This window comes from Pantoea agglomerans (genome assembly GCF_021397715.1).
In the GTDB taxonomy this organism is placed as follows: Bacteria; Pseudomonadota; Gammaproteobacteria; order Enterobacterales; family Enterobacteriaceae; genus Pantoea; species Pantoea astica.
Window position 1 is genome coordinate 368,169 of record NZ_CP090207.1, and the last position, 12,855, is coordinate 381,023.

Annotated in this window: 9 protein-coding genes; 4 read left to right on the forward strand and 5 right to left on the reverse strand. The window is 57.3% G+C overall.

What is annotated here, in order from left to right; all coding sequences use genetic code 11:
• Positions 1-56: 56 nt before the first annotated feature.
• From proP to uxuA, 3 genes are all read right to left on the reverse strand, one after another.
• The gene (gene proP, locus LZU96_RS01780) at positions 57-1,562 is read right to left on the reverse strand and encodes a glycine betaine/L-proline transporter ProP (RefSeq protein ID WP_233986739.1); all 1,506 of its coding nucleotides are present in this window, start codon (positions 1,560-1,562) and stop codon (positions 57-59) included.
• A gap of 581 nt (positions 1,563-2,143) precedes the next feature.
• On the reverse strand, positions 2,144-3,727 hold the full coding sequence (locus LZU96_RS01785; protein WP_233986753.1) for an EAL domain-containing protein: 1,584 nt from the start codon (positions 3,725-3,727) through the stop codon (positions 2,144-2,146).
• Positions 3,728-4,053: 326 nt separating this feature from the next.
• Entirely contained in the window at positions 4,054-5,238 is a 1,185-nt protein-coding gene (gene uxuA / locus LZU96_RS01790) for a mannonate dehydratase (RefSeq protein WP_233986760.1), read from the reverse strand.
• A gap of 139 nt (positions 5,239-5,377) precedes the next feature.
• On the opposite strand from uxuA, the gene LZU96_RS01795 reads away from it, so the two are divergent.
• Entirely contained in the window at positions 5,378-6,061 is a 684-nt protein-coding gene (locus tag LZU96_RS01795; protein WP_233986762.1) for a FadR/GntR family transcriptional regulator, read from the forward strand.
• Here the strand turns inward: LZU96_RS01795 and LZU96_RS01800 are convergent.
• A complete protein-coding gene (locus LZU96_RS01800) occupies positions 6,050-7,105 on the reverse strand; it encodes an AI-2E family transporter (RefSeq protein ID WP_233986770.1) in 1,056 nt (351 codons plus the stop codon). The genes LZU96_RS01795 and LZU96_RS01800 overlap by 12 nt on opposite strands.
• Before the next feature lie 274 nt (positions 7,106-7,379).
• On the opposite strand from LZU96_RS01800, the gene LZU96_RS01805 reads away from it, so the two are divergent.
• Positions 7,380-8,597, forward strand: a complete 1,218-nt coding sequence (locus tag LZU96_RS01805; RefSeq protein WP_233986772.1) for an MFS transporter — start codon at positions 7,380-7,382, stop codon at positions 8,595-8,597.
• Between the two features lie 84 nt (positions 8,598-8,681).
• Here the strand turns inward: LZU96_RS01805 and LZU96_RS01810 are convergent, their stop codons facing one another.
• On the reverse strand, positions 8,682-9,497 hold the full coding sequence (locus tag LZU96_RS01810) for a TIM barrel protein (protein WP_233986779.1): 816 nt from the start codon (positions 9,495-9,497) through the stop codon (positions 8,682-8,684).
• A gap of 428 nt (positions 9,498-9,925) precedes the next feature.
• Here LZU96_RS01810 and LZU96_RS01815 point away from each other — a divergent pair, with 428 nt between their 5' ends.
• Positions 9,926-11,431, forward strand: a complete 1,506-nt coding sequence (locus LZU96_RS01815; RefSeq protein ID WP_233986780.1) for a CoA-acylating methylmalonate-semialdehyde dehydrogenase — start codon at positions 9,926-9,928, stop codon at positions 11,429-11,431.
• A gap of 130 nt (positions 11,432-11,561) precedes the next feature.
• Positions 11,562-12,380 (forward strand): 5-deoxy-glucuronate isomerase, encoded by an 819-nt coding sequence (gene iolB, locus LZU96_RS01820; RefSeq protein WP_233986787.1) that lies wholly within the window; start codon positions 11,562-11,564, stop codon positions 12,378-12,380.
• Positions 12,381-12,855: the final 475 nt, after the last annotated feature.

The following is a 12,855-nucleotide window of genomic DNA, read 5'->3' on the forward strand; positions in this document are numbered from 1 at the left end:
TGCGGTCATCGGGGGGCAAAAAAAACTCTCCCGCCGGGCGGCGGGAGAGGAGGCGGTTACTCGTTAATGTCCGGGTGCTGCTGCACCAGGTTTTTACGTTTCGCTTCGAGGCGGGCAATTTCTTCGTCGATATCTTCGATTTTGTGCTCGATGTTATCGTGATGCTCCTGCAGAATTTCGCGCGCTTCAGCCATATCGGAGGCGGCTGGTGTCGCCCCTTTCAGCGGCTTGTTAGCGGTCTCTTTCATAAACAGACCGGTAATCAGACCCACCACCGCGACTACCATCAGATAGTAGGCTGGCATGTAGAGGTTGTTGGTGGTCTCGACCAGCCAGGCGGCCAGCGTCGGGGTCAGACCGGCAATCAACACCGAGATGTTAAAGGCACTGGCCAGCGCACTGTAGCGGATGTGGGTCGGGAACATCGCCGGCAGCGACGAGGCCATCACGCCGGTAAAGGCGTTAAGGATTACCGCCAGCAGCAGCAGACCGGCGAAAATCAGTCCCAGCACACCGCTGTTGATCATCATGAAGGCCGGAATCGCGAAAATCATCAGGGCGATACTGCCGATGATGACAAACGGACGACGACCAAAACGGTCACTCATCATGCCGATCATTGGCTGGACAAACAGCATACCGATCATGATGGCGATAATAATCATCACGCCATGATCTTCGCTGTAGTGCAGGTTATGCGACAGGTAGCTCGGCATGTACGTCAGCAACATGTAGTAGGTGACGTTAGTAGCGATCACCAGACCGATACAGGAGAGCAGGCTGCGCCAGTGTTTGGTCGCAATCTCTTTGAATGAGACTTTCGGGCCATCCTGCAGGCCTTCGCGGTCACCCTGTTCCAGTTTGTCCACGTGCTGCTGGAAGGCCGGGGTCTCTTCCAGCGCATGACGCAGGTAAAGACCGATAATTCCCAGCGGCAGCGCCACAAAGAATGGCAGACGCCAGCCCCACTCAAGGAAACTCTCTTCCCCGATGATGGAGGAAATCAGAACCACCAGGCCTGCGCCGAGCACGAAACCGGCAATCGAACCAAAGTCGAGCCAGCTCCCCATGAAACCGCGCTTACGGTCAGGCGAGTATTCGGCGACAAAGATAGAGGCACCGGTATATTCCCCGCCGACCGAGAAGCCCTGCGCCATCTTGGCGAGCAGCAGCAGAATCGGTGCCCAGATGCCGATAGAGGCATAGGACGGTATCAGGCCGATACAGAAGGTACTGACCGACATGATGATAATGGTGATGGAGAGTATTTTCTGACGACCATATTTGTCGCCCAGCATACCGAAGAACAGGCCACCCAGCGGGCGAATCAGGAAAGGAACAGAGAAGGTGGCGAGCGCCGCAATCATCTGAATGCCCGGCGAGACGTCCGGGAAAAAGACTTTACCCAGCGCGTAAGCCACAAAGCCATACACACCGAAGTCGAACCACTCCATCGCATTACCCAGAGAGGCTGCGGTGATGGCTTTACGTAAACGGGCATCATCAATGATGGTTACATCATCGATCCCGATTGGTTTTACACGCTTCCTACGCAATTTCATAGAATTACCCTGTAATGGAACATGAAAGTCCTCAACGGCGCGAACCGAGCAAAAGGGTTCAGACCGCGGCGTTGAGGAAATTAAAGCATAGCCGTAAACAGGCCTGTTTTACCGGCCAGCCAACACAATAATTCGTGCCGGAATTAGTGCGTTAAGCGGCAGAGTATACCGTTTTTGTGTGATATCTGTCATGTTTGGCCTAAAACTGAGCCATCAGACCGATCATTTAGTCCGTTTATCATCCCTGAAAAAATAATCACTCTGCGTGACGAATGACGCTTTTTTCATCAGATTGCTCACTGTGGGTCCGCATTGTCAGCCGCTTCGGTTAGATTTTCAGCGGTTTGCCGTCGGCAAGCTGACGATCAGCGCGGCACAGAAACATTCAGTAACATTGGGTGTTTCGCAAGGGCAGGGGTGAAAGGGTTGATCGCTGAGGCTGCCCGGATACAGAGGCGCTGGCGACAAGCGCCGCAACGGGCAGGTTGTGAGGGCAGAGCACACAGTAAGGCGGGACCATCCAGCCGCCGTGGCGTTGCGCGCCGCCGGCAGGCAGCAGAACCGGCGTGATTCAGCGGATGTTAACCGGGTTCATCATCCCGCATGGGCCGATCGCCCTGTTCCTGCTGCCAGACGATCAGCGCAGCGTTATCCATGGGACGGGCATAGTAGTAACCCTGGATAAAGACCACGCCGCGTTGCTGCAGATAACGAAACTGCAGGGCGGTTTCCACCCCTTCGCCCAGCACCTGTAACTGCAACTTATGGCTGAGGTTAATGATGGCGTCCAGCACCGGCGTTTCGCCCTCCAGCGATTCAATGGCGTTAATAAAGCCGCGATCGATTTTCAGGTAATCCAGTGCGAAGGTCTGCAGGTAGCTCAGGGAGCAGTGACCGGTGCCGAAATCGTCAATCGCAACTTTCATGCCGAACTGACGCAGCTGGTCGAGTTTACGCGCCACGCCTTCGCCATCTTTAATCAGGCTACGCTCCGTCAGTTCAAGGGTGATCACAAACTGCTTCTCTTTCACCCGCTCGGCAAAATAGAGCATGTCGCTGACAAAATCGGGATGCTGCAGATGGTCTGCCGCCACGTTAATGGCCAGATGGAAATGCGCCGGGACCTGCCACTGCTGGACATCTTCCACGATCAGATCGAGCAGATGACGGGTCAGCGGCACAATCATCCCTTCCGCTTCGGCGGCACCGATAAAAATATCGGGACGGACGCCATTGCCATCGGGCGTGGTCCAGCGCAGTAGCGCTTCCACGCCACTGCAACGCTGCAACCGATCGTCATAAACCGGCTGATAGTGTGCGCGGAACTGACCCCCGGCGATGGCGCGGCGGATCTCGTCACGCCATGAAATGCGCCGCTGCAGCCAGTTTGAGGTCAGGATCATCAGCAGAATGGAAAAGATTGCCGCCATCGGCAGGAAGATAAACAGCACCTGACGCCAGGCCGTGATCAGCTCGCCGGGCGGGGCGATCACCGTGACGCTCAGCGGATAACGCTGTGAGGCGGCGTGATAAACCAGCGGTTCAAACCAGCCTTGCGCCGTGGTTTGCTGGATACCATAGGCGATCGGTGCGCCACCGCTGAACTGCATACTCAGCTGATAGCCGCGCGCGCTGCCGATGGCACGCATAAAATCGATCAGATACTGACCATCAATCACCGCCCAGAATCCTTCGCCGCCTGGCAGTTCACGCACGAACAGCACCGCCGGGCGATCCGGGACAGCGTGCGTGCCGGCTATCGACAAACTCCACCAGGCTTTGCCGGTCACCGGCACATCACGCATCATCATTTCAGATAGCGAGCCAGAATTTAAACCATAGGCGGAGGAGCAGGCGATGTGATCATCTTCCAGTTTACCAATGGCACGGAAATAGGCGTTGAGCGTACCGAGTCGCTGCAGGGAATTTTCGATCTGGCTGCAGGGCTGGTTCTGAAACTGGCGGAGTGAGGTGATCATATCCCAGGCGCTGTCGCTCATTTTCTCAGCCTGAGATAAAAGAGTATTGGCGGCGCTCACCTGCTGCTGGTGAACCGTATGACGCGCATCGAGGGCGGTAAAAAAGATGCCAAGTATCAGGGGCAACACGCCGGAAACGATGATAATCAGCCTGGCGTAGTCGCGTTTTCGTTGCAATAACGGCACCGCAAATTCCTCTGAATGTTATAGACGTTATGAGGAGGTGCTAATCAATCGGCGCAGCATAGCATGTCTCCGGGCGATGCAGGTTAGCGTTTTGTCCGCCAACAGAACTGATTAAGGTCAATTATCGACCAGAGATTGCATTTGTTGACAATGTTTTTCTTTTGCTGGCATTCAGATAGGGTTCTTAACCGTTCAGCGCAACCACAGAGCCGCTGTGGGTCTGGTGGCAGAGTGAAACGCAGCAGGTGGCAGAGTCATTTGCTGCGATGAAGGAAGGTAAATGCCCTGGCCGGCACCAGGCCGGACGCAGGGCCAGTGACGCAGGTTTAGTCGTTAAAATAGATCTGTTTCAGGGCCACTTCGACACCCCGTAATTCCGCCAGACCCTTCAGCCGTCCAATCGCCGAATAGCCGGGATTGGTGCGTTTATGCAGGTCGTCGAGCATCTGATGCCCGTGATCGGGGCGCATCGGAATTGCCCGGTGATTACCCGCCTGACGGCGGCGCTGCTCTTCAGCCAGAATCACTTTGATCACGCCAACCATATCAACGTCGCCCGCAAGGTGTGCCGCTTCGTGGAAGCTGTTAGGATTCGCCTCACGTTTGGTGGCGCGCAGATGAACAAAGTTGATGCGGTCGGCGTACGCTTCCGCCATCTCAATCAGCGGGTTATCGGCGCGAACGCCATACGAGCCGGTACAGAAGCAGAAACCGTTATGCAGACTATCCACCGTCTCTTTCAGCCACTGCATATCTTCCTGCGTCGAGATAATTCGCGGTAGGCCCAGGATCGGGCGCGGTGGATCGTCCGGATGTACCGCCAGCTTAATTCCCACTTCTTCCGCGACCGGCACGATTGCCCGCAGGAAGGTGGCCATATGCTCGCGTAACCGGGCTTTATCGATGCCGTCATATTGCGCCAATTGCGCCTGGAACTGCTCCAGCGTGTAGCCCTCTTCGGCACCCGGCAGACCGGCGATAATATTGCGCACCAGCCTGTTTTTGTCGTCTTCACTCATGGCGGCGAACAGCTGTGCCGCCGCCTGCTGCTCGGCGGCGCTGTAATCCTGTTCGGCACCCGACCGTTGCAACAGGTGCAGTTCAAACGCAGCAAAGGCATCGGCGTCAAAGCGCAGCGCTTTTGCGCCATCCGGCAGCGTCCAGGCGAGATCGGTACGGGTCCAGTCGAGCACCGGCATGAAGTTGTAGCAGACGGTATCCACGCCACAGGCGGCCAGGTTGCGTATCGACTGCTGATAGTTGGCAATGTAGTGCAGGTAGTCGCCGCGCTGGGTCTTGATCGACTCATGCACCGGGATGCTCTCTACCACCGACCAGACCAGGCCTTTTTCTGCCAGCAATGCCTGGCGGGCCTTAATCTCTTCTACCGGCCAGATTTCGCCGTTAGGAATATGGTGTAGTGCGGTTACGATGCCGGTTGCGCCAGCCTGACGGGCATCATCCAGAGAGACCGGATCGTTCGGACCGTACCATCGCCATGTCTGTTCCATGTTTACTCCTCAACTGTGATGTGGCCCAGTGGTCAGGCCGCTGGACCAAGAGTATGATAGCCAGCAAAACGGGGCCGTGATCCGGATCGCAGCATGACAAACTGCGCGATCGGTGCAGCCAGATAACAAGGAGAAGGTGATGACGCTGCCTGTCATAAAAACTGAACGTCTCTATCGTCAGATTGCTAATGCCATTATGGCGGGGATTGAGCGCGGTGATTTTGTCGCCGGTGACCTGCTGCCGCCGGAGCGGGAGCTGGCGAAGCAGCTGGGGGTCAGCCGTTCTTCGGTACGTGAGGCGTTGATCGCGCTGGAGATGACGGGCTGGGTCGATATCCGCACCGGCACCGGCGTTTTTGTCGCGCAGCCGCTGCCTGCGTCTGCACCGGCAACGGAGAGCGAAGCCTGTAGCCTGCAGGATCTGTTACAGGCCAGAGAGGCGTTCGAAGGAATGCTGGCAGGACTGGCCGCGCGCAACGGTAGCCCGCACCAGCGTGCCGCCCTGCTGGCGCTGACTGCCGAGCTGCAACAGCACCAGGAGAATGATGCGGCCTTTCTGGCGCAGGATAAGCGCTTCCATTTGCTGATCAGTGAGATGAGTGGCAACGATCTGCTGCGTGAGCTGCTGGAGCAGTTATGGAATCAGCGCCACACTCCGCATGTGCAGCGGCTGGAGCGCCATTTCGCCGCCAACAGTTTTGCCCTTGAGATGAACGCTGACCATCAGCAGATTGCGAACGCCATCGTGGCCGGTGATGAAGTGGCGGCCCGTCAGGCGATGGAAAACCATCTGCGCCACGTCCAGCAACGGTTACTTGGTTAAACCGCGCGCTCGCTTCGGCCGTCCGGTGCCCAGCATAATCGCCAGCCGGCTGCCGCCTGGGGTGGTCTCCATCAGAATTTTGGTAATGCTGGTGAGCGGCACCGATAACAGCATCCCGACCGGGCCGAGCAGCCAGCCCCAGAACACCAACGACAGAAACACCACCAGGGTGGATAAACCCAGTCCCCGGCCCATCAGGCGCGGCTCCAGCATATTGCCGAACACCATATGAATGGCCGTAAACAGCGCCGCCACCATCGCCGCATCAAACAGGCTGTTCAGCAGCAGCGCCTGTAAAAAGGGCGGGATGCCGGCAATAATCGGCCCGATATTGGGAATAAAATTGAGGATAAACGCCACGACGCCCCACAGCAGCGCAAATTTCACATCCAGCAGATAAAGGCTGAGCCAGACCGACAGGCCGGTTATCAGACTCACCAGCGTTTTCAGTGCCAGATAGTGCGTCACCCCTTTCAGCGCCTTATGCAGCCCGGCAATGCGGATTTTGGGATTAACCAGCGCGTTACGCATTTTGTAGGGCAGGTGGTGGACTTCAAACAGCATAAACACCACGGTCAGAATCAGCAGCACCGTATTGGTCATCGCGCCTGAGAAGCCGCTCAGGGCCACCGTGGCCAGATTCACCATGGTGTTTGGGTCGAAGCGCTGAATCAACGCATCGGTGGAAATGTTGAGGTGAAAACCGGCCGCCAGATGCTGCAGCACCGTCATTTTCTGTTCCATGGTGGCGCGCAGTTGCGGGTAGAGATCGTAAAACTCACTCATCGAGCTGGCCAGTACCGCGCCAAGCAGCAGAATGACGAAGAAGATCACCGTGATTACCAGAGTAATCGCCAGCCCACGCCGGAAGCCGCGCCGCATCAGCAGGGTGACCAGCGGGTTGAGCACAATGGCAAAAAAGGCCGCCAGCAACAGCGGCACCAGAATATCGGACGCGGCCCGCACGCCAGCGAGGATAATCACCAGCATCGCCAGTTTGATCAAAATATTTTGTCCGATTTTTTCCCGTTGCAGCTCGCTCATTCCCTCTCCCATCACGCAAATTGGCTGATGAAAGTGTAGCTGAAGTAAAATTAACAAACTGATTTATCAGAGAAACGGTAAAAATGGCCAGCAGTCTGGGCGGGCGCAAAGCCGCTGCTGAGTGTGCCAGAGATCAGGCGGTCTGCTGCAGCGCGTTTGCTGTCTGGCGGGATAATATCGCCGGTTGCGGCGCTGTACGGATGCGCGCCCGGCGAAAGCAGGTATAGTTAAACATTACTCTTTAGCTTTCAGCCGACTACGAGTGCAATGATTCATGCCTGACCAACCTGCAGCAGAGCCGGGTTCTGCATCCGGTAGCGTAAAAATCTCCCTGCTGATCCTCTCCATCGTGATCTACAACTTTGCCAGTTATCTCACTATTGGCCTGCCGCTGGCGATCCTGCCGGGATGGGTACACGACACGCTGGGCTTTAGCGCCTTCTGGGCCGGATTAGTGATCAGCCTGCAATATGTGGCGACGCTACTGAGCCGACCGCATGCCGGTCGCTATGCCGATCTCTGGGGACCCAAGAAAGTCGTGGTGGTGGGGCTGGTGGGCTGTCTGATCAGCGGCGTCTGCATCCTGCTGGCGGCGCTGACGCTCGACCGTCCGTTGCTGAGCCTGACGTTGCTCTGCATCGGCCGGTTGATCCTCGGTGTGGGGCAGAGTTTCACCGGCACCGGCACCTCATTGTGGGGCGTGGCGCGGGTCGGTTCGTTGCACATTGGTCGGGTGATCTCCTGGAACGGCATCGTCACCTACGGCGCGATGGCGATTGGTGCGCCGCTTGGCGTGCTGATCTACCGGCTTGGCGGCCTGCTGTGGCTGTCAGGGATTATCATTGCCATCTGTCTGGTGGGGATTGCCGGGGCAGTGCCGCGTCCGGCGGTGAAAGGCAGTAAAGGCCGGCCGCTGCCGTTCCGCGCGGTGTTGGGGAAAATTGCCGGATTCGGCGCTATTCTGGCGATGGGCTCGGCCGGTTTCGGCGTCATCGCCACCTTTATTACGCTGTTTTATCAGGATAAAGGCTGGGAAGGGGCCGCCTTTGCGCTGTCGCTGTTCAGTGGGGCGTTTGTCGGGGCGCGGCTGCTGTTTCCGAATGCCATCAACCGTCATGGTGGTTTGCGGGTTGCCAGCCTCTGTCTGGCGGTGGAAGCAGCCGGGCTGTTTCTGGTGGCCGCCGCGGGCGATCCGTGGATGGCTAAAGCGGGTGCCTTTCTTACCGGTGCTGGTTTCTCGCTGGTCTTCCCGGCGCTGGGGGTTGTCGCGGTAAAAGTGGTGCCGCAGCAGAATCAGGGCAGCGCGCTGGCAACCTATACCGCCTTTATGGATCTGTCGCTGGGCATTACCGGGCCCATCGCCGGACTGATCATGAGCTATGCCGGCGTTTCCCAGGTCTATCTGCTGACGGCGCTGCTGGTCTGTCTGGCTTTTTTCTGCACCCTGCGTCTGCAGTTCAGGCAACCGGTGACAGAGCCGGATCAGCGCTGAAAAAAAGGCCCCGACCGGGGCCAAACGTCTTTTCAGACACAGATAAGAATCGGTTGGCACGAGGTCACTTCCCCGTAGCCGGTTTCAGGCCTGTAGCAGTTCGATACTGTGGCGAATCTGGCGTTCAATCTCCGCGGGCGTCCAGCGCTCAACCTGGCTTGAGAAAGGCTCAAAGGCGTAAATCCCCTTGTAGCCGAGCATCTCCAGCCGCTTCACCTGCACCACGCTGTTCAGGACATCACTGTCACTTAACATCACCCGCTCTTCATCCGTCAGTTCAGCGGTCGGGCGCAAATCTTCCACGCCAGAGAGATGCACCAGCCCGATTTGCTCAATATCGATGCTGGCCGGAAACTCCTGTTCAGCCTGCTCATAGAGATGATGGTGGAAAGTATCCAGCACCAGCTTAAACGGCACATCCGCCTCTGCAATCAGCTGTTGTGCCTGCACCGACGAACGCAGTGAGCTGACCGGAAAACCCAGCGGCTCCACCAGACCCTGAATGCCGTAATGCGCAAAGCGCGGTGCCAGTTGCTGCATCGCCGCCAGGGTCTGTTGCGGCGACACGGCGAGACCTTCATTCAGTGGACACATCACCAGCGCGCGGGCACCAATCCGTTGTGCTTCCTGCAACAGCGCTTCGGCACGGGTCAGCAGGTCATCATCGATACGGTTAAACGGATAGAGCGCGTTAATGGTGATGATATCGATATGATATTTGTCGGTCAGCGCGCGCAGCTGATCGGCACTGAGGCCGTCAGTGACTTTGCCGCCCGGCATGTCATTGCGCAGTTCAACCTTGCTCAGTCCAAGCCGGTGTACCAGCTGGAAGAAGGCCTCCAGTGAGAGGCGGGGCGCAATTTTACGGTTAATACAGAAGCGGGTGGGATCGATGGCCATGCGGCGACTCCGGTGGCAGGCAGCGTGAGAGATAGCGCTAAAGAGAACATTTATTTCATTGTTTATGAATTATGAAATAGTAATTATTAGATCAGCCTCGCATTAATTCCATATTCCGTTTCAGCCTGTGTAAGCAAAACCGGATCGGGCCTGCAATAAACGTCAATTTCCGTCGCTCTTTCCCGGTTTGCTAACGCCGTTGCAGCGCCTTTACTGGCTGGATTTCACCGCTTTTCAGACCGCGCTGCCTCACTGACCAGAAAAATGCGATCTGTGCCGCTAAAAGGAAATTTTCCAAAAATATCTATTTGAAAAATTTGTTCCACTGTAATAGCTTCATAACACGCTTTCAGGTTTGCCTGATCAGACTGCGGGACAGGCCGCACGGTGCGTCTGCAGGAAACTTAACCCTTTAAAGAGGCAACATCATGACGATCACAGGAAACTTTATTGGCGGTAAAACCACCTTCAGCGCCAGCAACGAAACCATCCCGGTTTACGATCCGGCAACCGGCCAGGTGGTACGTGAACTGACGCAAAGTACCGCTGATGAAGTGGCTCATGCGATTGAGGTTGCGCACAACGCTTTTCCGGCCTGGTCGAAAACCTCGCCGCTGCGCCGCGCCCGTGTGCTGTTTAATTTCAAAGCGCTGATGGAACAACACCGCGACGAGCTGGCCGCGCTGATTGTTTCGGAACACGGCAAAGTCTGGTCTGATGCGCTGGGTGAACTGACCCGTGGTATCGAAGTAATTGAGTTTGCCTGCGGCATCCCGCATCTGCTGAAAGGTGAATATTCACCAAACGTCGGCAGCGGCGTGGACAGCTACTCGCTGATGCAGCCAGTGGGCGTGGTGGCGGGGATAACCCCATTCAACTTCCCGGCGATGGTGCCGTTGTGGATGTTCCCGATCGCCCTGGCCTGCGGCAATACCTTTATCCTGAAGCCGCCAGCGCTCGATCCGAGTGCAGCGGTGCGCATGGCGGAACTGCTGACCGAAGCGGGACTGCCGGATGGCGTATTCAACGTCGTTCACAGCTCCAATGACGATGCGGAACAGTTGTATAAAGATCCGCGCATCGCGGCAGTGAGCTTTGTCGGTTCATCCGGCGTCGCTGAGCACATCTACAAAACCGCCAGCGCTCACGGCAAACGAGTGCAGGCGTTTGGCGCAGCCAAAAACCACGCCATCGTAATGCCGGATGCCGATCTGGATGCCACCGTGAACGCCATTATGGGCGGTGCGTTTGGCTCAGCGGGTGAGCGCTGTATGGCTCTGCCGGTGGTGGTCGCGGTCGGTGATGATACAGCTGACAAACTGATCGCCCGACTGACGCCGCTGGTAAACGCGCTGCGCATTGGTCCCGGCATCAATAAAGGCGCTGATGAGAATGAGATGGGGCCGGTGGTTTCCGCGGCGCATCAGAAGAAAGTGCTCGGCTACATCGATAAAGGCGAGCAGGAAGGCGCGAAGCTGGTGGTCGATGGCCGCAACGTTCAGGTGGCGGGTCACGCTGAGGGTTACTACGTCGGCGGTACGCTGTTTGATAACGTCACCTCTGACATGGTGATCTGGCGCGAAGAGATTTTTGGCCCGGTGCTGAGCATCATGCGTGCGCCGGACTACGACAGTGCGTTACAGCTGGTCAACAGCCATGAGTTTGGTAACGGCAGCGCCATTTTCACCAGCAACGGCAATATCGCGCGTGAATTTGTCCAGAACGTTGAAGCGGGCATGGTCGGCGTGAATGTGCCGGTGCCGGTGCCGATGGCGTTTCACAGCTTTGGTGGCTGGAAGCGCTCGGTGTTCGGTGCGCTCAACGTCCACGGTCCGGACGGTGTGCGTTTCTATACCCGAATGAAAACCGCCACGGTGCGCTGGCCAGCGGGTCAGCAGACCGTTTCTGAATTCAGTATGCCAACGCTCAGTTAATTCAATGCACGCTGTTTAACGTGCCAGACCGGCAGGCCGCCTTGCGTTGACCTGCCGGTATCCGGTTTTGTTGCCCGGTTAAATCCGGGTCACGGCGGGCACGTAAAGCATGACAGAGAGGAGGAAGGGAATGTCTTTACTTTCGAAAGCACAAGCACCAGACAGTCAGGGGCGCATTCAGCACGTAACACCGGAGCGTGCCGGCTGGCGTTATGTCGGTTTCGACGCTTATCTGTTGAAGAAAGGTGAAACCCTGCGGCTCAGCAGCGGTGATAAAGAGCTGTGCCTGGTATTAGTTGCCGGGCTGGCCTCGGTGAAAACCCGCCATGCGGAATTTCCGGGCATCGGAAAGCGCATGTCACCGTTTGAGCGCGTGCCGCCGTGGTCAGTCTATGTGCCGCATAACGATGAAGTGGAAGTGCGGGCCGACAGCGATCTGGAGCTGGCGGTATGCAGCGCGCCGGGTCACGGCAACCTGCCTGCGCGGCTGATTGCCCCAGAAGATGTCGGCGTTGAGCATCGCGGGAAAGGGCGTAATCAGCGGCTGGTGCACAATATTCTGCCGGATAATAAACCCGCTGACAGTCTGCTGGTGGTGGAAGTCTACACCGATGAAGGCGACACCAGCTCTTATCCCAGCCACAAGCACGATCAGGAAGAGAGCGAAGACGAAACCTATCTGGAAGAGACCTATTATCACCGTTTCGATCCGGAACCGGGTTTCGCTATGCAGCGGGTTTACACCGACGATCGCTCGCTTGATGCCTGCATGGCACCCTACAATCGCGATGTGGTGATGGTGCCGCGTGGCTATCATCCGGTGGCGACGCTGGCGGGTTACAACAACTACTACCTGAACGTGATGGCCGGGCCGGTGCGGCTGTGGAAGTTTACCTGGGAGAAAGATCACGCCTGGGTTAACAGCGACGCCTATCCGCGTCAGAAGTAACCGCTGCACTGATTCTCGTCAGCAGCGGATAACCCTCAGAAAAGTAAAACGGCAGCCGATGGGCGTAATGCCTGTCAGTTAAGCGACCGGTGATAATGCAGTCTGGTGCCGCTCAGGGGCTGGCGGTCCTCGCGCCGCTGCGCGGTGCCTTCACGTCATTCGTCTGCCTGACGGACCGGCGGGGATGGCACATCCTGTGCCGCCCCGACTTTCGCCCGCGTCCTGCGGGCTCTCCTGGCTAATGTTCAGCGCTGCGGATTGCCTGCCCCTGATCGGCCCCCGCCTGCTCTGAGGCTTCAGTGTGTGCTGTTAAAAAGGGCACAAGAGTGGAGGCCTGGGCGCCTCTGCTGCGGAAAGGGCTATCCGCAGCGCTGAGGCGTGACGTTGGGCCAGAACGCCACGCCGGGAAGCGTGGAGAGTTCGGGGCCGGCCAGGGAAGGCCGATCCCCGAACGGTTCGTCGGCACGACGTCAAA